This window comes from Clostridium cavendishii DSM 21758 (assembly GCF_900141845.1).
Taxonomy (GTDB): domain Bacteria; phylum Bacillota; class Clostridia; order Clostridiales; family Clostridiaceae; genus Clostridium_AG; species Clostridium_AG cavendishii.
This window is the reverse complement of the sequence record NZ_FQZB01000014.1, coordinates 1-22,709: the sequence shown is the minus strand read 5'-3', so window position 1 is coordinate 22,709 and position 22,709 is coordinate 1. Positions and strand designations below refer to the sequence as shown.

18 protein-coding genes and 1 other annotated feature are annotated in these 22,709 nt (G+C 28.0%); of the genes, 13 read left to right on the top strand and 5 right to left on the bottom strand.

Translation table 11 applies throughout. The features are described 5' to 3' along the window. Nucleotides 1-146 precede the first annotated feature (146 nt). On the top strand, nucleotides 147-425 hold the full coding sequence (locus BUB01_RS16090; RefSeq protein WP_072990280.1) for an ArsR/SmtB family transcription factor: 279 nt from the start codon (nucleotides 147-149) through the stop codon (nucleotides 423-425). A 90-nt stretch (nucleotides 426-515) separates the two neighbouring features. Further along, the gene (locus BUB01_RS16085) at nucleotides 516-2,996 is read left to right on the top strand and encodes a DsrE/DsrF/DrsH-like family protein (protein WP_072990277.1); all 2,481 of its coding nucleotides are present in this window, start codon (nucleotides 516-518) and stop codon (nucleotides 2,994-2,996) included. A 151-nt stretch (nucleotides 2,997-3,147) separates the two neighbouring features. On the opposite strand, the gene BUB01_RS16080 is transcribed toward BUB01_RS16085, so the two are convergent. Together BUB01_RS16080 and BUB01_RS16075 are read right to left on the bottom strand one after the other, a co-directional pair. After that, nucleotides 3,148-4,134, bottom strand: a complete 987-nt coding sequence (locus BUB01_RS16080; RefSeq protein ID WP_072990272.1) for a methyl-accepting chemotaxis protein — start codon at nucleotides 4,132-4,134, stop codon at nucleotides 3,148-3,150. An 82-nt stretch (nucleotides 4,135-4,216) separates the two neighbouring features. Beyond that, entirely contained in the window at nucleotides 4,217-4,999 is a 783-nt protein-coding gene (locus BUB01_RS16075; RefSeq protein ID WP_072990269.1) for a DUF2225 domain-containing protein, read from the bottom strand. A gap of 320 nt (nucleotides 5,000-5,319) precedes the next feature. On the opposite strand from BUB01_RS16075, the gene yjbM reads away from it, so the two are divergent. The 5 genes from yjbM to BUB01_RS16050 all read left to right on the top strand — a co-directional run bounded on the left by yjbM (nucleotide 5,320) and on the right by BUB01_RS16050 (nucleotide 10,687). After that, the gene (yjbM, locus tag BUB01_RS16070; protein WP_072990266.1) at nucleotides 5,320-6,114 is read left to right on the top strand and encodes a GTP diphosphokinase; all 795 of its coding nucleotides are present in this window, start codon (nucleotides 5,320-5,322) and stop codon (nucleotides 6,112-6,114) included. A gap of 232 nt (nucleotides 6,115-6,346) precedes the next feature. Continuing rightward, nucleotides 6,347-7,129, top strand: a complete 783-nt coding sequence (locus tag BUB01_RS16065; RefSeq protein WP_072990248.1) for a hypothetical protein — start codon at nucleotides 6,347-6,349, stop codon at nucleotides 7,127-7,129. A 75-nt stretch (nucleotides 7,130-7,204) separates the two neighbouring features. Next, the gene (locus BUB01_RS16060) at nucleotides 7,205-8,326 is read left to right on the top strand and encodes an AAA family ATPase (RefSeq protein WP_072990246.1); all 1,122 of its coding nucleotides are present in this window, start codon (nucleotides 7,205-7,207) and stop codon (nucleotides 8,324-8,326) included. Nucleotides 8,327-8,337: 11 nt separating this feature from the next. Further along, nucleotides 8,338-9,678, top strand: a complete 1,341-nt coding sequence (locus BUB01_RS16055) for a vWA domain-containing protein (protein ID WP_072990244.1) — start codon at nucleotides 8,338-8,340, stop codon at nucleotides 9,676-9,678. A gap of 352 nt (nucleotides 9,679-10,030) precedes the next feature. After that, the gene (locus tag BUB01_RS16050) at nucleotides 10,031-10,687 is read left to right on the top strand and encodes a hypothetical protein (protein WP_072990242.1); all 657 of its coding nucleotides are present in this window, start codon (nucleotides 10,031-10,033) and stop codon (nucleotides 10,685-10,687) included. Between the two features lie 96 nt (nucleotides 10,688-10,783). On the opposite strand, the gene BUB01_RS16045 is transcribed toward BUB01_RS16050, so the two are convergent. After that, on the bottom strand, nucleotides 10,784-11,110 hold the full coding sequence (locus BUB01_RS16045; RefSeq protein ID WP_072990240.1) for a HesB-like protein: 327 nt from the start codon (nucleotides 11,108-11,110) through the stop codon (nucleotides 10,784-10,786). Nucleotides 11,111-11,307: 197 nt separating this feature from the next. On the opposite strand from BUB01_RS16045, the gene BUB01_RS16040 reads away from it, so the two are divergent. Then, the gene (locus BUB01_RS16040; RefSeq protein ID WP_072990238.1) at nucleotides 11,308-11,739 is read left to right on the top strand and encodes a hypothetical protein; all 432 of its coding nucleotides are present in this window, start codon (nucleotides 11,308-11,310) and stop codon (nucleotides 11,737-11,739) included. A 130-nt stretch (nucleotides 11,740-11,869) separates the two neighbouring features. After that, nucleotides 11,870-12,607, top strand: a complete 738-nt coding sequence (locus BUB01_RS16035; protein ID WP_072990235.1) for a class I SAM-dependent methyltransferase — start codon at nucleotides 11,870-11,872, stop codon at nucleotides 12,605-12,607. A 56-nt stretch (nucleotides 12,608-12,663) separates the two neighbouring features. Here BUB01_RS16035 and BUB01_RS16030 read toward each other — a convergent pair whose 3' ends face one another. Together BUB01_RS16030 and leuS are read right to left on the bottom strand one after the other, a co-directional pair. Then, complete coding sequence (locus tag BUB01_RS16030; protein WP_072990232.1) at nucleotides 12,664-14,670, bottom strand: early set domain-containing protein; 2,007 nt, start codon at nucleotides 14,668-14,670, stop codon at nucleotides 12,664-12,666. 329 nt (nucleotides 14,671-14,999) lie between these two features. Then, a complete protein-coding gene (gene leuS / locus BUB01_RS16025; protein ID WP_072990229.1) occupies nucleotides 15,000-17,450 on the bottom strand; it encodes a leucine--tRNA ligase in 2,451 nt (816 codons plus the stop codon). Between the two features lie 130 nt (nucleotides 17,451-17,580). Next, nucleotides 17,581-17,793 (bottom strand) — a binding site (T-box leader). A 340-nt stretch (nucleotides 17,794-18,133) separates the two neighbouring features. Here leuS and BUB01_RS16020 point away from each other — a divergent pair. The 4 genes from BUB01_RS16020 to BUB01_RS16005 all read left to right on the top strand — a co-directional run. After that, entirely contained in the window at nucleotides 18,134-20,101 is a 1,968-nt protein-coding gene (locus BUB01_RS16020) for an FUSC family protein (protein ID WP_072990226.1), read from the top strand. 109 nt (nucleotides 20,102-20,210) lie between these two features. Further along, nucleotides 20,211-20,573: a YccF domain-containing protein gene (locus BUB01_RS16015; protein ID WP_072990223.1), complete on the top strand. Its 363-nt coding sequence runs from the start codon at nucleotides 20,211-20,213 to the stop codon at nucleotides 20,571-20,573. 358 nt (nucleotides 20,574-20,931) lie between these two features. Further along, complete coding sequence (locus BUB01_RS16010; RefSeq protein ID WP_072990220.1) at nucleotides 20,932-21,477, top strand: NADH peroxidase; 546 nt, start codon at nucleotides 20,932-20,934, stop codon at nucleotides 21,475-21,477. A gap of 328 nt (nucleotides 21,478-21,805) precedes the next feature. Then, nucleotides 21,806-22,709, top strand: a 904-nt coding sequence (locus BUB01_RS16005) for an FG-GAP repeat domain-containing protein (protein ID WP_200802891.1), incomplete at its 3' end; no start/stop codon positions are given.

Genomic DNA, 22,709 nt, shown 5'->3' with positions numbered 1-22,709 from the left:
TTATTTTTTTTTATTTTATTATTAGTAAATAGGTACAATTTTGGATGTGGTTGAATAGTATAAAATATAAGAGTATTGACAATAATATTTATATATCGTAATATATAAATATAGCGTTAAAATGATTTTATTAAGGAGTATTATATATGGAATATAAAGAGTTAGAAGAGATGTCTGAAGTGTTAAAAGCTTTAGCCCACCCAGTAAGATTATGTATAGTTAGAGGATTAATTGAGAAGGGTGGATGTAATGTTTCACATATGCAAAATTGTTTAAATATGCCTCAATCAACAGTTTCACAACATTTACAAAAATTAAGAACTGCTGGAATAATTCAGGGTGAAAGAAATGGGTTAGAAATAACTTATAAAGTTTGTGATGAAAAAGTAAAGAGAATAGTAGAAATATGTGTATCAGATTTATAAACATAAAAAGTTGAAAAATAATTCAAAAGTTAAGGTTAATAATGTTAGTTTTATAGATATTAAAATAATATTAGTAAGGAGGAATAATTAATGAGTAAGGTTCTAATAGTTGGCGGAGTGGCAGGAGGGGCATCAACTGCAGCAAGACTTAGAAGACTAGATGAGAATATAGAAATAATTATGTTTGAAAGAGGAGAATATATTTCTTTTGCAAATTGTGGCCTTCCATATTATATAGGAGAGACAATAAAAGATAGGCAAAAATTACTAGTTCAGACTCCAGAAGCTATGAAAAACAGGTTTAATATAGATGTAAGAATAAATAGTGATGTAGTTTCTGTAGATGCTGAAAATAAAACTATAAAGGTTATATCAAAGGAAGATGGGGAGTATGAAGAAAAGTATGATTTTCTAGTTTTGTCCCCAGGGGCTAAACCATTTAGACCTGCTATAGAAGGCATAAATAGTGAAAAAATTTATAGTGTTAGGAATGTTCCTGATACAGATAAAATAAAAGCTGTTATAGATGATGGTAGTGTAAAAAGGGCAACAGTTATAGGCGGTGGATTTATAGGGATAGAAATGGCTGAGAACCTAAAAGAAAGAGGAATTGATGTTACTTTAGTAGAAGCAGCACCTCATATATTAGCTCCATTTGATTCAGAAATGGCAAGTATAATAGAAAAAGAGTTACAAGAAAATGGAGTGAACTTAGTATTAAATAATGGTGTTGAAAAATTTATAGAAGAAGATAAAGAAATAATAACTTTACTTAAAAGTGGAGAAAGTTTGATTTCTGATATGGTCATATTTGCAATAGGAGTAACCCCAGATACTAGCTTCTTGAAAGATTCAGGTATAAAGTTAGGGGAAAGAGGTCATATAATTGTTGATAAGCATATGAGAACTTCAGAAGATGGAATCTTTGCAGCAGGAGATGCTATATTGGTTAAGGATTATGTTAATGGTAGTGATGTAGCTATTCCTCTAGCTGGACCTGCCAATAGGCAAGGAAGAATAATTGCTGATAATATAGCAGGAATAGAATCAAGTTATAATGGAAGTATGGGAACATCAATATTAAAAATATTTTCAATGGCGGCGGCAGCAACTGGTAATAATGAAAGAAATCTTCAAAGGTTAGGTATAGAGTATAGAGTTGTATATGCTCATCCTATGACACATGCAAGTTATTATCCAGGTGCTACACAACTTTCTATAAAGCTTTTATATGATTTAGATGGTAAAGTTTTAGGAGCTCAAGCGGTAGGTTATGATGGTGTAGATAAATTTATAGATGTGATTGCGACAGTTATAAAATTTAAGGGAACCATAGAAGATTTAACAGAATTAGAACTTGCTTATGCACCGCCATTTTTATCAGCTAAATCTCCAGCAAATATGGTAGGATTTATAGCTCAAAACAATTTAAGAGGAGCTGTTGAGCTATTTACAATAGATGAACTTAAGGATTTTGATGGTGAGAAAGCTACTTTATTAGATGTAAGAGATAAGGTGGAAGTAGAAAATGGAATTATATCAGGGGCTATAAATATTCCAGTTAATGATTTAAGGGAAAGATATAATGAACTTGATAAAAATAAGGAAATATATATATATTGTGCAGTTGGGTTAAGGGGATATATAGCATCTAGGATACTAACTCAAAATGGTTTTAAGGTTAAAAATTTAACTGGTGGATATAAAACATTTTCTCAAAGTATTTTTAAACCTATAAATAAAGAAGAGAAGAATAGAGCTGTTAAAGATTTTAATGAAAAGGAAGAAGCAATGGATAAAGTTGAAGAAAAAGATGTAAGTGTAACAGAATTAGATGCAACAGGATTGTGTTGCCCAGGGCCTCTTATGAGATTAAAAGATTCTATGGATAATTTAAATGAAGGAGATATTCTAAGTGTTAAAGCATCAGATCCTGGTTTTTATGAAGATGTTAAAGCTTGGACTAGTAGGACAGGAAATGAATTAATTAAATTATCAAAAATGCAAGGCATAGTTCAAGCTAATATTAAAAAAGGAAAACAAGTTTCGAATGATGATGAAAAGTTAAAGAATGGCATGGATAATTGTTCATTAACAAAAAATGATGGTAAGACGATGGTTGTTTTTAGTGGGGATTTAGATAAGGCGATAGCTTCATTTATAATAGCAAATGGAGCAGCTGCAATGGGGAAAAAGGTAACTATGTTCTTTACATTTTGGGGATTAAATATATTAAGAAAACATGAAAAAGTTGATGTAAAGAAGAATGTAATAGAAAAAGCATTTGGATTTATGATGCCTAGAGGTAGTAAAAAGCTTGGATTATCAAATATGAATATGGGTGGCATGGGAGCAAAAATGATAAGAAAAGTAATGAAGGATAAAAATATTCAGTCCTTAGAAGATCTTATGGAAGCAGCTATTAAAAATGGAGTAAATGTTGTTGCATGTACAATGTCTATGGATGTTATGGGAATAACAAAGGAAGAATTAATAGATGGAATAACTTATGCTGGTGTTGGATATTATTTAGGTGAAGCAGAAGATGCAAATGTGAATTTATTCATATAAATTAAAAAATTTAAGGTAGAGATTAAACTCTATCTTAAATTTTTGGCGTTAAGAAAGCTAAAGTGAGTAAATTCGAATGACTAAATTAAAAATTTAGATTTTTGTTTATATAAAAACAACCATAGATTATATAACTATGGTTGTTTTTATATTATTTAATTGAATTTACAGAATCATTTAATTCTTTTAAGGTAGACTTAAAGGAATTAATAGAGCTTTCTTGATTATTAATTGAAGAACTAATTTCTTCAGCTAAAGCAGCATTTTCTTGGGAAAGCTTGTATATATTCTCAATATAAGTTATAACTTCATCTTTCTTCTCAGAAGAAGTAGTAAGATTTATTATGCAATCATCTATTTCCTTAGCAGCTTCATCTATAGATGATTTTATGCTACTAAAAGTGTTTTTACTTTCGGAAATTGTATTGTGTTGAACGTTTAAAGCTGAATTTCCTGTATTCATAGCGTTAGAGGCGTTCATTATTTCAATCTTAATTTCATCAAGAATTTTAGTTATACTTTGAACTGCTTGCTTTGAATTTTCAGCTAGCTTTCTTACTTCACCAGCGACTACTGAGAAACCTTTACCAGCTTCACCAGCACGGGCAGCCTCTATTGCGGCATTAAGTGCTAGAAGATTGGTTTGACTAGCTATCTGACTTATAGAATCAGTTATTAAATTTACTGATTCTAGTTTTGATACAAGTTCATTAACGGTAGAACTTGATACTGTAAAAGCTTCTTGTAATTCATTTAATGAATTATCCAAAGAATTTATTGTTTCTATACCAGTATCAGCTAATCTATCTGTATCAAGTACTTTGATTTGTGTATTTACAACATTTACTGCTAGATTTTCCATAGATTCTCTAAATGATCCTAATATATCATTAGTTGAAGATAGTTCATTGTTTTGATTTATACTTGAAGTAGTTAATTGAGCAATCGAATTATGAGTATCAGATATAGCTGTTGCGATATCTGAACTACTAATATTAAGTTTTTCTAAATCAGCCTTTAATTCTTCAGCTATGTTAGGGCTAAGGTTTGATTCAGTAGTATAATCTGTATTGTTACTTACATTATGTGCTTCAGTATTTTCTAAAGGTTCAGTAATCTTTTTTGAAAATAAACCCATTTTAATCCACCCCCGAAAGTAAAATATAAACTTATTATGTTAATTATAGCATAATATAATCATAATAATAAGCTATTTTAGATTAAATATTACTTTTTTCCTTTATTAATTCTCGCATATCTCTTGCCATATCTTTTACTTTTTCAGGAGCACCATAGGTAGTAAGAACCTTACCAAACCAAATTAATGCTTCTTCATCATTATCAAGTCTCCTATTTAGCTCACCTAAAAGATATAACAAAGAAAAGCGTTGCAAGCCGTATATAGGAAAATCTTCATTTTGATAAGCTCTATTAAAGCCTTCAAGAGATTTCTCTATGAATGAACATTCATTTGTATTATCACCTAACATTCTATACATCCAAGCTGTTTTTAAGCAAATCATAGATTTTGTACTATCCTTAGCGTTCATAACTACAGCATTTAAAAGTGCTAATTTATACCTTTCAATAGCTACATTTTCGTCATAAACTTCAGGATAAGATTTTCCTTTCCATTTAGGAGATATTTTGTTTTTTATATCTTCAATTTGATATGATTTTATTTTTGGAAAGTCTGCTTTCATAGCAGCATAACCACAATGTGGGCATAGCCAAACATCGTAAAAATAAGGGTTTATTACAGCATAAGTTATAAAAAAGTCGGTATCTCTACTTTGAACCCTAGGACCATTAACTTTAACAGATTTTGTCTTAAAGTTCAAATTACATACTGGGCATTTCATTTCTTTATCAAATAAAAAAGAATCAGCCTGTAACTTTTTAATAGGTGCTGCAACTTTCTCAGCTTCTTGGTCATTGAATACTTTTAAATCGTTAACATTGTTAAAGCCTAGATTTTCTAGACCAGAAAAAATTTTGTCCATAATTACACTCCCAATTTAAAAAATAGTTACAAATATATTTTACCTTAAAAATAGTAATAATAAAACAATTAAGCAAAATTAAATTAATTAATTTTAAATAATTAATTTAAAGTAATTAATTTTAAGTAATTACATATAGAAATTAATTTGATATAATTAATTAGAGGAAACCCCTATTCATTATCATTTATAGGAGTATTCTTACAGAGTAAGTTCGTATTATCTAAATTTAAATTTAGATATTTAATCAAGTTCGAATAGTCAAATTAAAATTTAAATTCTTACTTAATAGTTAGCATTAAGGTAAAAAAGGTGATAGTATGGCAATGAAGGATTGGAAGTCTTTTCTCACACCTTATGAGCAAGCGGTGGATGAGTTAAAGGTAAAACTTAGAAGTTTAAGAAAAGAATATAGAAGAAAAAATGAATATTCTCCAATAGAATTTGTTACAGGAAGGGTTAAAGAAGTTTCAAGTATTTTAGAAAAGGCAAATAAATTTGGTATACCTATAGATAGACTTCAATATGAGATGGAGGATATAGCAGGTATAAGAGTTATGTGCCAATTTGTTGATGATATAGATAGGGTTGTTGAAATCCTTAGGGAAAGAAAAGATATGCAGATACTTTATGAAAAGGATTATGTAACTAATGTAAAAGAAAGTGGATATAGGAGTTATCATATGATTCTTAAATATCCAGTAAATATGGCTGATGGACAGAAAGAAATTTTAGCAGAATTTCAAATAAGAACATTAGCTATGAATTTTTGGGCTACTATAGAGCATTCTTTAAACTATAAATATAAGCAGAATTTGCCTAGTAACATTAAGAAAAAACTTAAAAGTGCAGCTGATGCGGCTTTTAGATTAGATGAAGAAATGCTTGAAATAAAAGATGAAATAAAGGATGCACAAAAATTATTTGAAGTTAAATCTGATATTATATCAACTGTTATGAATAACATATTAACTCTTATTTCAATAGGTAAAGTAGCAGAAGCTAGTAGATATCAGATGTCCTTAAATAAGTTATTAGAAGAGGGGGAAATTTGGGAATTTAATAATATCCTATATTCAATTCAAAGAGATATAGATAAATATAAAGAAATGTAATAAATTCAAATGAAAATTTTATATAGGCTAAGTACTTTTTCTTGTGAAGCTTAAAAAGATTATGTTAAAACATAATCTTTTTTAATATATATTAAATAATAATTATTATTAACTATTTAGGAGTTCTATGTTATAATTTGATAATAAGAGATATAAAGAATAATAGATAAAAAGGGTGAAGTTTACTTTAGTTATTAGTATATATATTTAAAGTTGAAAAGGAGAATATATTATGTTAGATCAAAATGAAATTTTAAAGGAAATTTCTATAAATCCTTTATATATTAAAAATATAGAAAATCCATCAGAAGATCTTCAAATGGAGGCTATAAGAAAAAATCCATTTACTATTCAATATATTAAAAATCCGACTTATAAGGTTATGGAGACAGCAGTTAAAAGTAACGCACTTGTATTAGAATATATAGATAGTAAACAAGAGGATATTCTTATTTTAGGTGTTAAATCTTTATGGAATTCTCTTAAACTTATAAAAAATCCATCTAAAAAAGTAGTGGAGGAAGCGATAAAGGCTAAAGGATGGTCTATTCAATTTGTAGCAAACCCTTCTGAGGAATTGAAGCTTTTAGCAGTAGAAAAGGATTATGATGCTATAAAATATATAAAAAATCCTTCAGAGGAAGTGTGCTTAAAAGCATTAAATAATTATTGGGGGGCTATAAGGTATATAGAAAATCCAAGTTTCAAAACAAAGGTTCAAGCTGTTAAGCTAAATGAAGAAGCTATAAATTATATAGCTAATTATGATTTAGAAGACATAAAAATATTTATAGCAGAAAATTTAAAAGTTGTTAAATATATTTATGAAAGTATAGAACCAGAGCTTGTAGTAGAGGTTCTAATCGATAAATTATCAGAAGAAGTTGTAGATAGTACTTATATTAAAGACTTTTTAGATTTAGAAATTTTAGATATGGACAAAATAAATTTTGTAAATGAATATGGAAGTAAAATGGCTAAAAAGTTAGTTGTAGATTATAAACTTTCAGTATAAGGTATGATTGAGAAAATAATAGAACTAATCTTTATATACCTAAGCGAATTTAGAGGTGAAAGGAAGGTTTAAATTTTGAATTATAATGATGCACTTAAAACTGTAGAGCTTGTGATTTTATCAGGAGAAGTACCATTAATTATAGGAGAAAGTGGTATAGGAAAAACCTCATTAGTAAGACAATTATGCATGGAAAAAGAATATCATTTGATTACTATAGATGCAAATCTTTTAAAAGAGGGCGAAATAGGTGGATTACCTACAGTTTATGATAAAGAATATATAATAGATGGAGAAAGGATAAGTAAAAAGTCAACAATCTATGCGACTCATCACAAATTAATAGAGATAGATGAAATACTTAGTGATGATTCAGGAAAAGAAGTGTTACTTTTTATTGATGAACTTAATAGATGTGAACATGCTGTTCAGCAAGAACTTATGAACTTAATACTTAACAGAGAAATTAATGGATATGAATTATCAGAAAAGGTTCATGTTGTGGCAGCAATGAATCCTTCAAATAAATATGATAATTTTGAAACAACTGATTATCAGGTTGTAGATATGGATACTGCTCAGGAAGATAGATTTGTTTGGATTGAGATGGATTCAGATTTCAAAGGATGGCTAAGATGGGCTATGTCTAGTGGTAAAGTTGATGAAACTGTAATAGAATTTTTATCAACCTTCCCTGAGTACTTACATACTCCAGATTCAAAGGAAAGTATAAAAGCAACCCCTAGAAGTTGGGAGAGAGTATCAAAATCTTATAAAGTATATTTAAGCAGGAAGTCTGTTGTTCCACAGGAAATATTTTATAACGTTGTAAAGGGAAATGTTGGAGTTAGTATAGCTCAAGATTTTATTTCATTTATAAATAATGTTAAGGAGCCGATACTTAAAGCTAAGGATATATTAGAAAATGATGTTTTAACTTATGAAATTAAAGAAATTATAAAAAATGAGAGTCATTCAAGACTTTATATAATAGCTAAAAATTGTTTAACTTATCTTGAGGATAAAAAAGATAGGTCAAAATCTATTGAAGTATTTGCCAGCTTAATTAAAGAATATCCAAAGGATTTAAGATTTGGTGTAATGAAGGAAATAAAAAGTGATCACTCAAAGGAGTTATATGAAGAGATATTAGACTCAGAAGTATTCATAGAAGCCTTTTTTGATATTTATAGCTAGGGGTGAGATTTATGAACTTTCACGGAAAGAGAATAAAGCTTCTTAAGGAGGCACTTTCCTTAGAAACTACAAAACAGGTTACAAAACAATTTGAAAGAGAATTTTTAGAGATTTTAGAATATATAGTTATGTCTATGATAGATAAAGAAGAGAATTTCTTTGGACAGTTTATGATACAGGTTAAAAGAGAAATTGCTTTCAATATAACATGGCCAATAGCTACAGTTATTGATGGAAATGGTTTTAAAATGTATTTTAATCCTATTTTATTTTTAAACTGTGAAATTAAAGAGATGCAAGCTTTAATAAAACATGAGATTTATCACATTATGCTTTCTCATTATGAAAGAGAAAAAAAGTTAAAGGATAAATATTCAAAATTAGCTGTGAGTACAGCTTTAGATATAGCTGTAAATCAGTATGTTAAAAATCTTCCACTTTGGTGTACTAATATAGATAGGGTAAATTTAGAGTTTGACCTTGAATTAAAAGAGGACATGACTATTGAAATTTATACAGAATTAATTCAAAATGTTATAAATAAAAAATTAAATAATAAATTTACAATTAAAGCCCAAAGTAGTGAGTTTGTAAAAGAAATATGTCAAGAAGATGCTCATGAATTATGGGGAGATGAGAATATAAGTTTAGATAATTTTAATACTATAAGAAAAAAAACGGCTATAAATGCTTATAAAGGGAAAGCTCCTAAGAATATTGAAAATATAATAATAAAATTAAAGGAAAAACCAGAAATAGAGTGGAACGAATGTATTAGAAGGTTATTACCGTCTATTAAAAGTGGCTATAGAAAAACTATAACAAGGAAAGATAGGAGAATGCCAGATAGACTTGAATTAAGAGGGGTACTTCCAAATTCAATTCCACAAATACTTATAGCAATAGATATTTCAGCATCTATGACTGATGAAGAAGTAGAGAAAATAATGGTAGAGATTATAGGCATAACTAAAGGTAGAAAAGCTAAATTAAAGGTTATAGAATGTGATGATGAGATTAGAAGGGTTTATGATTTAAACACTATTAAAGATATAAAGAAAAGAGTTAAAAAAAATGGTTCAACAAGATTTAGCCCTGTATTTGAATATATAAAAGCAAACAGATTAAGAAATCATATTTTAATATATTTCACAGATGGAGTTGGCGAAAAAGAACTTACAGTTAAACCTATAAATTATAAAACTTTGTGGGTCGTAACAGGTAAAGAGAATTTAAGTTTAAACAGAACATATGGACAGGTTACTCATATTCATAAAGAAGTGACTCAAAATTATGGATATACTTATGGACTTCAGGCACTTAGAGATGAGATTCATGATTGGGCGAGATAGAAAGTTTAAAAAGGTGCAATTTAATATAACATAATTAATAAAAATATTTATATTTAGAAAGTTATTTATTATAGTACTTAAACTTATAGAAAATTATAAGGATTGAGAATTGTATTTAAGAATGAACTATTATAAGATTTATTTTTAAATACAGTTCTCAATTATTTTTTAGAATTAATTTTCTAAATAGAGGTATACTTGTGTATAAATATTACAAAATATTAAGTATATATTAGAAGTTTTATATATATTTTTAATATTTTGTTAATATATATGTTGTATAAGTTAATATATAGAAATCATAATGAATTTGTGATAAAATCATTATAGTGTTAAAAAAGGTGGGGATTTAATGAAGCAAAATAAAACTAAAATCTATTTTAATATAATAATAAGTATTTTTTTTATAAGTCTCCTAGTAAATGTTTACATGAGTGTGAAGGAAAATAGTTATAAAAAAAGAATATATTCAAAGTCTTATAGCAGTATTCAAGAAATATGGAATAAAAATGTAGATGCCAATAAAATACTAGAAGTTGCAGTAAAAGATGGTAAATTAAAAAGGGGGGAGCTTATAAGACTTAAACAAACTTATGATGTTATCTTAGAAAAAAATTTAAGTTTAATTGATGATTATACATTTTATTCTAATCAAGAAGTATTTAATATAGGGTCTGAGGATAATACAAAAAACACTATGTTGTCCGATAGCTATATGAAAATTAAACCATATTTGAGTAAATTGATAGAAGATAATATATATAGTTCTAATGAATATATATACATAAATGGTAGGGATTCTATTTGCTTTAATAAGTTATATGATTTATCTAAAGATACCAATTCATATTATGAAAAATTGGTTAAAAATAATTCGGAAGATGGTACTTTCGATGGTCTTAAAAGTAAATTGTCAAAAGATAAATTTTTAAATCAAGTATATAATGGATTAAATGAAATAAATTCAAATTATAAAAATGTAGATTTTTCAGTACAAGATAAAAAATAAATCCAAGAGAGAAATTTTCTCTCTTGGATTTTAGTCGTATTAAAAAAATAATAGACTAATAAACTCTTAACATTTTTGACTTTTATATGCCTTATGTTAGTGGCAACCACCACAAGTACCGCAACCACCTTCTGGTTCAATAACAGGTTTAAGGGATAAACCTCTACCCTCATTTTCTTCAGAAGAAAGTATTATGAATCCGCCGAATTCATCTATTAATGAAGTTTCAGCAAAGAAAGTTATATCATTGATCTTCTCAACTACATCATTTTCTTTTGGCTCATCTACAGATATATTGAAAACAGGACCGCTACAACCAAATCCAGCTAGGTTTATTCTTATGTTATAGCCTTCTACTTCATTTTCATCAAGAAAAGCCTTAAATTCATCATAAGCTTCAGTGCTTAAAGTTATTTTATTCATACAAATCACCTTCTTATTTTTAGTAATTAATAATTATTATCAAATAAATTATATATCGAATAATATTAATTTGCAATATATAATTTATTATATTTATAAAATAATAAAAATATAAAAATAAATTGCATTAAATATTTGAAGAAAATGGAAAATATGTTAAAATATAAAATATGAATAAGTATAAGAGGGGTTTAGATATGAAAATTAATGTTACTAAAAAGCAATATATAATTCTAAAAGAAATGTGCCTATTAGGTGCATATATAATTGAAGAATCTAAGATAATAGAAGATGAAGAATATAGTGAGTTTTTAAAATATATACTATCAGTAGGAGGAGATTTGGGTGATACCCTTAAGAGTAATGTTATAGAAGCTATGGATGAAGTAGCTTCTACAATAATAAAAGAAGTTGAATTTAAAGGAGATTTCTTATCCAATTATAATGAAAGAATATTCTGGAAGGAATTGGCGTCTAGAATGGCTACAAGAGATGCGGTAGAATTAATTGGAGAAGAAATAGATACTAAAAATTATAAAGAGTTTGTAAATAAAAAAAATAGTTTGGAGAAAAAGTATTTTGCTAAATTTGAGAAATCTAATTATAGTAACAAGGAGTTGCCTTATTAATTAAAAATAGTGTACAATTAATCTAGAAATTTAACATATTAAAATAAGATGTTTAAAAAATGGGTTAAGATTAAATTTATACAATTTATTTACATGACAATAATATTAATGTACGAAAAGAGGAATGGAAATGGTGCCATATCATAAGGATTATTACATTGAAAAAATTAAAGAGTATAATAATAAAATTAAGCCTGATATAAATGGAAGTTTTAGTATAGATTATACTAAAAATAACTGTAGCTTTGATGGATATCTTTATGAGCATAAGGAAGGTATTGAAGAAAAAGTAGTAGAACTTAAAGAAGGGGATAGACTTTGGATGAGAATATCTCCACATGAGGTTCAAGGTTGTTTTGAGAGTATTAAAAGAGCTAAGGGAAGAGTAGGCGTTGTAGGCCTTGGACTTGGATATTTTACTCAAGAAATTTTAAAAAAACGTGAAGTAACTGAAGTTATAGTTTATGAAATAAGCAATGAAATTATAGAGCTTTATAAGAAAAATTTTGGAGAGCATAAAAAACTTAATATAGTAGTTGGAGATGCATTTAATGCTGATAAACAAGAATTCGATTTTTTCTTTGTAGATATATATGAATATGAGTTAAGACCACAAGTAGTAGAGGATTATGTTAAATTCAATGATTTACATAATATAAAGGAGTATTCTTTTTGGGGATTAGAACATTTTCTGTTAAGTTGTCCTATAGATAAAATTGCTTGGGTGTATATACCTGAAGAATGGATGGATATGACTAGAGATTTATATGATAGGTTTAATGAAGCTGGTTATGTTAAATATTTTTCTCCAGTACATGAAGAGTTGGCTATAAATATATTAGAGAAATTTAAAAAGGTTTTTAATTAATAAAGATCCACAAAAATATGTGGATCTTTATTTCGTAATAAAATTTATATTTGTTATTAATTTAATTTTAGTGGGTTTTGGTAATATTTCTGAATTTTAGTTATAAACCAATAAGAATCATCTGGCGGAGTTCCAGTTGAATGAGTACTACCATTAACTCCAGCACCAAAAAGCATAGAAATTATACCAGCATCCTTAGCTTCTTGCATATGATCTCCCCATGTTATTTTTTCACCATTAACTTTTATTTTAGGATCATTACAAAGGTTAGCGCCAAAATAAGCATTTCTAGAATCACTACCACCTATAAATGTATCACCTAGGAAGTAGTTAGGTGCAGAATCTTCATAGGAATTTACTTTATTAGTTAAAGTTGGGAAACTTGTATTAGTATAAGGGCTAATTTCAGTAGAACCATTTAAATGTCCAACAGGTAATTGCCACAATATTACTGGAAGTTTAGTTGTTTCATGTAATGTTTTAGTATATAGCAAGTAGTTATTCCAAATATCTGCATTCCAAAGCCACTTTGATTTTTTTGGATTGTCAGCAGCGCCATCTTCGAAACCACCATCTAGACCATATTTATCGATAGAAATAAAACTTGCGCCATAGTTAGTTATGCCAGCCTCATTATAGTAATTAGCTGTTGACTTAGCTACATCCTTTATAAAGTCTCTTCCTTTTTCTTGACCTATAAATTCAGTTTTATGAAGTAATCCTTGTCCAGGTATATCTGTACTATCAAATGACCAAATGTTAAATTGCCATCCATAGTAAGCTTGAGGATAGTATTTTTTAACAGTATAGTTAATTGAATTTACTAGACCAGTAACATTATTTTCAAACTTAGGATCCTTATCTTTTGAAAGAATTCCGGAACTATAAGCGGCATCTACAGTTGCAGGAATTTCACTAGGTCTTTTTCCAGATTGTTGCATCATATAACCAAGGAAATCAGGTTCAAATATTATGCCGACAGTGTCATCACCAAATTCTTTACAAATATCTAAAAGATATTTTAAATCTTTATAGTAGCCTTCCATATAGTCTTTACTTTGGATATGGCTTATGTCTACTTTAAAGTTTTCATCATTATCAGGTATATTGTAGAAAACAAAGAATGGAATCATTCCAAGTTTTTGGCTTTCCTTTATAAAGGTTCTAGCTCTATCGCCATCACCTTTTCCATCTTGCATAGTCCAACTTCTCCAACCACCTTTAGGACCACCATTTATATAAATGTATCTAACATCTGTTCTTTTGTTTTTTAAATCATTTGCAGAATCTCTCCAGAAGTTTAAATCTCCTTCTGTATCTTGACTAACAGATCCCATAGAAAGATATTTAGGCATACCGGGATTTGTACCATCAGCATTTTTTACCCTAGCTCCAACATATCTAACATCACCAGAAGTAGCTTCTATTATTTTAAGACCACTTCTACCAGCAGAAACAGCATCTATAGAAAGAACGTTTTCATTTTTGATAGTTGCTTTTACTGAATCTGTATTACTTGATATAACAGAGTATTTAGGACTTTGTACACTGTAGTTTTCTATTTTATATTCAGAATGTCCTTGTGGAATTGTGAATTGATATACAGAACCATTGTCATCAATTCCAGATATAAGATTTTTAGATATATTTTTATCACCTACGTTTAAATCTAAAGTATTACTTGTGCTTGTACCAAAACTATTTGTAAGTTCTAAATAGTAAGAATAAGTACCAGCAAGTTTTCTATCTCTTATTGGAATAGTAAGAGATTGAGCACTAGGTGAATTATCAGTTAAAGTTCCTTCAGATATAACCTTGTAATCTTTTACACCAAGTTTTTCATAAAGCTTATAGCTTGTACCATTATTACCATAATACATGTTAAATGTTATATCGTAGTCTCCACCTGTATCACCACCCCATTTATTAGAGGAAATTTTAGGTATTCCTGGTTTACCAGCAGCGAATGCATTAGCTGTTGTAGTAGGAAGAAGTGCAAAACAAAATAAAAAGGTCATGATACAACTTAAAATTTTTAGTGAAGTTATTTTTTTGTATCTCATCAAAAGATACCTCCTATTAAAATATTCAATTTAATTATATTGTCAGAAAATTCTAACTACAATTTCAAAAAAAGTTGGTTTAAGGAATTTAAATTCATTTAGCTTCTCATAGCTTGTCTTTTTGTAATATATTACAGTAATTAGTAAAAAAATAAGTAATTGTGTAAAAAGGTTGATTTTGGTGTTGAAAAAGTTATTTTTATAATAGATATAAAGAAAAAAGATGACTTCTGCTAAGCACAGAAATCATCTTTTAAATCAATCTACTTTAAAAAAACGTCTTTGTTGAAGGATACAGTTTAATACGAAAGTATCTTTCTATTTATATTTTATTTAACAACTATATTTACAAGTCTACCTTTAATAACTATGATTTTAACTAAAGTTTTGCCTTCCATAGCCACTTTAATATTGCCATCTTCTAATGCTGCTACTTTTATTCCTTCTTCATCAAGGTCAGAAGCAACATTTATTTTAGCCTTTATTTTCCCGTTAATTTGAATAGCTATTTCAACTTCATCTTTAACTAGGGCTTTTTCATCAAATGAAGGCCAAGTAGTGTTAAATACTGAATCTTCATTTCCTAGTAAGCTCCATTGTTCTTCAGAGAAGTGAGGAGCAAATGGTGCTAGAAGTTTTATATAGTCAAGAACAACTTCTTTTAAGAAGTTAAGATTCATAGTTTCCTCTTGAGTATATTTAGAAAGTGCATTTATAAATTCCATCATTCTAGCTATAGCTGTATTAAATTGCATTTTTTCATTGTCATCAGTTACACTCTTTATAGTATTATGTCTCCAGAAGTTTAATTCTTTTTCAGCTTTATCTATAGTAGTTTTGTTTTTATCACCGCTATTTATATCTAATCTAGCTGCTTCTAAAATTCTTTCAATTCTTTCAACAAATCTATTAACAGATTTTATTCCGTCATCACTCCAAGCTCCACCTTCAGTGTACGCAAAACCAAACATTAGATACATTCTAAATACGTCAGAGCCGTATTCGTTAATATATTTATCTGGTGATATAGTATTCCCTTTTGATTTACTCATTTTTAAACCATCTGGTCCAAGTATTAAGCCTTGGTGAGTTAAGCTTGTAAATGGCTCATCAAAGTTTAGGTATCCCATATCTCTTAGTGCTTTAGTTATAAATCTAGCATATAGAAGATGCATACAAGCATGCTCAGGTCCGCCTACATATTTATCAACAGGAAGCATTTTGTTTATTAATTCTGTATCAAAAGGTTTTTCTGTATTCTTGTTGTCTGGGTATCTTAGGTAGTACCAAGATGAACAAACAAAGGTATCAAGAGTATCAACTTCTCTTTTAGCTTTTCCACCACAACAAGGACATGTTGTATTTGTAAACTCTTCAGATTTAGCAAGTGGTGATTTACCATCTGGTGCAAATTCAACATTATATGGTAGAATTACTGGAAGATCTTTTTCAGGTACTGGAACAGTTCCACACTTTTCACAATAAATCATTGGAATAGGGGCTCCCCAATATCTTTGTCTCGATACTAGCCAATCTCTTAGTCTAAAGTTAACCTTTTGAGAACCAAGGTTTTGAGTAGCTAGTTTTTCAACTACTTTTATTTTTCCTTCTTCAGTAGTTAATCCATCAAATTCACCTGAGTTTACAATAACTCCATATTCAGTGAATGGAAGTTCATTATTAGTACCTTTCTTAGGTTTAATAACTCTTTCTATAGGAAGGTTGAACTTAGTTGCAAAAGCAAAATCCCTTTCATCATGAGCTGGAACGGCCATAACAGCACCAGTTCCATATGTTGAAAGAACATAATCACCTATCCAAACTGGAACTTCTTTACCATTTATAGGATTTATAGCATAACTACCAGTAAACACACCAGTTTTTTCTCTTGAAATAGACTGTCTTTCTATATCGGATTGCTTTTTAGCTTCTTCTTTATAGTTTTCAACAGCTTCTTTATTATCAGCAGTAGTTAATTCCTTTACTAATGGATTTTCAGGAGCTAAAACTACGTAAGTAACTCCATGTAGAGTGTCAGCTCTTGTAGTAAATACATCAAAGCTAATATCTGAATTTTTAACTTTAAAAGTAACTTCAGCACCAGTTGATTTACCTATCCAGTGCTTTTGCATAGCAACTGTTTTTTCAGGCCAATCTAAAGTGTCTAGTTTTTCAAGTAGTTCATCAGCATAATCAGTTATTTTTAAGAACCATTGAGTTAAATCCTTTTTAGTAACTGCAGTTGAGCATCTTTCACAAGCACCTTCATGAACTTGTTCATTAGCTAAAACTGTATTACATGATGGGCACCAATTTACTGGAGCTTTTTTTCTATAAGCTAACCCTTTTTCATAAAGCTTTAAAAATAACCATTGAGTCCATTTATAATAATCAGGATTACAAGTTATAACTTCATTATCCCAATTAAACATGGCACCCATAGCCTTTAATTGTTCTTCCATAGTAGCTATATTTTTAACAGTAGAATCTTGAGGGTGTATTCCAGTCTTTATCGCAAAATTTTCTGCTGGAAGTCCAAAAGCATCAAAGCCCATTGGTTGAAATACATTATAACCTCTCATTCTTTTATATCTAGCCCATGAGTCTACCGGGCCATAGTTAAACCAGTGACCTGCATGAAGCTGACTACCTGATGGATAGGAGAACATTTCTAATACATATAATTTTTCTCCAGCCTTATTTTCATCAAATTTATAAAGGTTAGTTTCTTCCCATTTTTTTTGCCATTTCTTATCTATGACAGTTCCATAATTACCCATATATATTCCTCCTCTTAGATAGTATTTAGGCATATGAAAGAAAATAATAAATCAAAGGTATTAGTTAAATGATTTATTGTTTTTTAGTATGCCTTGATTTAAAAGAAAATAAAAAACCCCTTAATCTCAATTAAGAGACGAAGGGGATAGTTTCGCGGTACCACTCTTATTAGAAGAGACTAAAAGTCTACTTCTCACTTTAAATAAATAACGGTAAAAACCGTATGTGCTTTTAACACATAAGCTCATAGGCAAGTTCATATTCTCATACCACTATGTCACACCAAACCATAGCTCTCTAAAGGTAGGAAAAAATATTACTACTCCCAATCATAGCTAAACCAATATTAATATTTTAAATAATTTGTAATAATTATTATATTCAATTATATAGCATTTGTTCAAATTAAGTCAACCAAATTAGTAAATTTATTTGAAAATGGGTTTAAACATATAACAAAATTATATTTAAATTCATTTTTAAGCTTTATAAGATAATGGCTAACGAAAGTACTTATATTTTTAGATTATTTAAGATATATTTTAAGTTTTTTCAAAACTATGTTTTTTCGTATGACTTAAATAAAAAAGTGGATATTTGAAAAAAATAGTTATAGATAAATATAATAAAGATAATATTCAAAATATAATAGAAAGCTATTTACATAGGAGGAAATTAGAGATTGAATGATATTTTAAAAAAGGTTGGTTTTGATTCAGAGGTATTTATAAAGCAGCTTATGATTGGTGCTCCTATTATAATTATTTTTGGTTTAATAGGTGGGAAAAATAGTTTAATGCTTGCCATACCATTTTTTATGGGAAGTTTAATGCTTGGAAGTAGGAATTTTAGTATAAAACCATTTAGAAAGTTTCTTAGTGTTTTGATTATTGGAACACTTGTAACCATGTTAGCGAGCTTAGCTAAATTAGATAGTTTTATAGGAATTATGATTAATTTGATTATGATATTTTTTGTAGTATTTATTTTTGTGTCAATTTATGAAATGTCCTTATATTTACCTATAATATACTATATTGCTTATTTAGAGTTACTTCCAATAGGTATAAATGATCTTAAAAGCACATTGATTTTAGTTCTCATAGGTACAATGTATGTTAGTTTAATTCAAGTTATAATATTTAAAAATTCATTTAGTAAAGCTATAAACAAAGGAATAAAAGATGAAATTAGGTTGTTAGAAGATCAGATAGAAAATATTATAAAAGGAACTTATAACGAGGAAATTTATAAGAAAAATATAAAGTCTGTAAAAAATCTAAGTTTGAAGATTTATTCATATAGATATAAGAATAATTTAAGTACAAATTTAGGACGAATATATTTTGGCATTTCAGTTATTATAGAAGGGTTTAATGAGATATTAAATGATTTGAATAAATTTCAAAATATAAATATTGATAATTATTTAAAAGACTTTTTAATAAATTTTAAAGTTATTTTTAGTGACATTGACTTATATTTAAATAAAGAAATAGGAAGTGAAATTTTTGAAAAAAAGCTAGTAGATTTTTGTGAGAAATATAAAGATACATCCGTTGAATATTATCATATACATCAAGTTTTAAACCTTTTAAAACTTAGTAGTATTCATATAAATCAATATATAAGTTTAGATAAAGCAGAAAGACAAGGTTTTAAGCAAGGTATAAAGGTAAATAAAAATATATTCTTTACTAATATTAAGGAGAATTTTAATTTAAAGTCATTAAATTTTAGATTTGCCTTAAGAATGAGTCTTATACTATCTTTTAGTATATTTTTAGTAAGCTATTATAAGGCACCTAAAACTTTATGGCTTCCAATTACTGTTTTAGTTATAATGAAACCTTTTTTTGAAGATACATTAAGCAAAAGCTTTGAAAGAGTGAAAGGAACAATATTAGGACTAATAATATTAAGTATTTTATTAGAAATATTTAAGGGGAATGATATAAGAATAGTTATAGCTATATTATCAATATTTATTGGATTTGGATTTTTAAGATATGATAGGGCAGTTATATTTTATACTATAGGATCAGTATTAATGGCATCCTTTACTATGGGAATATATGAACCAATTATATATAGGTTTTTATATGTTGCATTAGGCGTTATAATGGTTATTTTAGCAAATAAATTTATACTTCCATATAGAATAATAAATGTAATAGAATTTTATAAAGCAGAATTAATAGATTTAAATATTGAACTTTTTGATGCTGTAATAGCTTCGATAAAAGGAATTATAGATGAAGAAAAAATAAGAGAGATATTATTTAAGATAAATTTAAATAGTAGCAGAATATATTTTTATAATGCTAAAATACAAAATAATATGGTAGATGATTTAGTTTTTTATAATGTTGGATTTATTCAAGGTTGTTTGAATAATATAATAAGCACAAAAAAAGATAATTTAATTTTAGAAAATGAAGATTTTCAATTTATTAGAAATGATTTTTCAAAACTGTTTTTTTATATAGAAAAGCATAAAGATACTAAAGAAATAAGAGAAAATATAAATACTGACATTAGTGGTATGTTTTTAAAAGCTCAAAGTATAGAAGATAAACTGTTTATGATAGGATTATCAAATATTTTTATAGCCACTAAATATTTAGAGGATAGCTTTAAAGTAGTATAAATTAAATTACAAAGAATATTTTTTATAATTAACTACTTTTAAATAGGGAGTGGCAAAAATATTATTTTATTATATAATAGTAAAATAATATTTTTTAGGAGATAAAATTATGGGATGTTTAGGAAATTTAATTTGGATGATATTTGGAGGAATTGTTCAATCGATAGGTTGGTTCTTTATTGGTCTATTGTGGTGCCTAACTATAGTTGGTATTCCAGTAGGCCTTCAATGTTTTAAAATGGCAAGATTGCAACTTGCACCTTTTGGTAAAGAGGTTAGGACTGTAGATAGCGGAGCTTGCAGTTTATTTTTAAATATACTTTGGATAGTTTTTGGTGGTTTAGCTATGGCTGTAGCAAATTTAATAACAGCATTACTTTTTGCTGTAACAATAATTGGAATACCATTTGCAATTCAATGTGTAAAGATTGCAGAACTATCTTTAATGCCATTTGGAAAAGAGATTGTATAGAGTTTTGAATTTAAAAGGGAGTTTTTGCTTGAGTTCAAGTTTAAGCTCTTTTTTTGATATATAAGGGTTTTTTATAGAGAAGGTATATCTTTGTTTTTAATTATTCATTAACGAATACAAATATTTTATATATTTGAAAAAGACACAAAAATGGTGGTGTTTTTGTGGTAAAATATGATAGAGTTAGATTGAGAGTGATAATATTATTTATGGCTTTATAATATTTATAAAAAGTTAAATGAAAAAATTTAGTAAAAATTATGATTTAGGGGTTTACAAGTAATAATAATTATTATATAATAATCTTAGATGATAAATAATATTTAAATAAAAGTTCAAATTATAGGAGGGTTTTAATATGAAAAAATTTGTATGTACAGTGTGTGGTTATGTTTATGAAGGAGAAGCAGCTCCAGAAAAATGTCCAGTATGTAAAGTAGGAGCAGATAAATTTGTTGAACAAGCTGGTGAAATGGCTTGGGCTGATGAGCACAAAATAGGTATTGCTAAAGATGTAGATCCAAGAGTAGTAGAAGGATTAAGAGCTAACTTTATGGGAGAATGTACAGAAGTTGGTATGTACTTAGCTATGTCAAGACAAGCTGATAGAGAAGGATATCCAGAAGTTGCTGAAGCTTACAAGAGAATAGCTTTTGAAGAAGCAGAACATGCTTCAAAATTTGCTGAATTATTAGGAGAAGTTGTAGTAGCTGATACTAAGACAAATCTTCAAATGAGAGTTGATGCAGAACACGGTGCTTGTCAAGGAAAGAAAGATTTAGCTACATTAGCTAAACAATTAAACTTAGATGCAGTTCACGATACAGTTCATGAAATGTGTAAAGATGAAGCTAGACATGGAATGGCATTTAAAGGTTTATTAAACAGATACTTTGGAAAATAATATAAAGTTGAAAGAAGGAGTTGTCGTATAATTTTTAACGATAACTCCTTTTTTAGTTTCTAAGGTATTTTTTGTTGTTAATATATATATAATTTTAAAATTTATTTTAAGACTAATATATTTTAATATTATATAGACTGTAGATAAAAGGAATATTTTAAAAGATGAAATATGGGATTGTGAATATTTATAAAAACATCGCTTACATATATTGTAAATAATGTTAACAAAATGTGAAAGAAATAAAAATAAAAGGAATAAATGTATTTTTATAGAAGAAGTATATATGTAATATATTACATTTAATTTATTTTAAATGGAGGCATTTATGAAAATAAAAAAATTAAAATCATTATTTTTTACAGTAGGAGTTGTTTTTATTAGCTCAGTATTTCTTACTAACCCTGTAGAAGCAAAAGCTTATTATGCAGGTGGAGATAATAATGTTACGCTTCACTCATGGAATGTAAATAACTTTAATGGTACAAGCCAAAATCTTTGGGCACGCACTACGTCTAGTTATTTACCTAAAAATATTGAAGGTAGAACAGTTGCTGGTGACTTTAATGGAGATGGCAAGGATGAAATTGCAGCTTTTTATGATTATAGTAATGCTCATACAGCTATTCATCTTTTTATGCCAGATGGTTCTGGTAATATGACTTCTAAAACTGCTTGGGATGCGCCTTCTTTTGCAGCTTCAGCTATACAATATAAAGTAGTAGCTGGTGATTTTGATGGAGATGGTAAAGATGAAATTGCAACTTTTTATGATTATGGAAATTTAAAAACTGCATTATTTTTGTTTAAGCTAGATAGTAATGGTCAATTTTCTGGTAGTGAAGTTTGGCAATCACCTACTTTCTCAGGAAGTTGCATAGTAGGTGTTACAGCTGGTGATTTTAATGGGGATGGTAAAGATGAGATTTCTTTAATTTATGATTATGGTAATAATCATACTGGCATGTTTGAATTTAAGCAAGCCTCATCAAATAAATTTACTGGTAGACTAGCTTGGGAAAGTAATAGTTGTGATGGTTCAAGGGTAAAAAACAAAGTAGTTTCTGGTGACTATGATGGAAATAAAAAAGCTGAAATCGTTATGTTTTATGACTATGGTAATGCTAAAACTAGTGCATGGACATTAATAAATAACAATGATACCTATTCTACAAAAGAAAGTTGGGTAGCTCCTTCTTTTGATGCAAATGCAATAACAGGCAGGGTTGCTT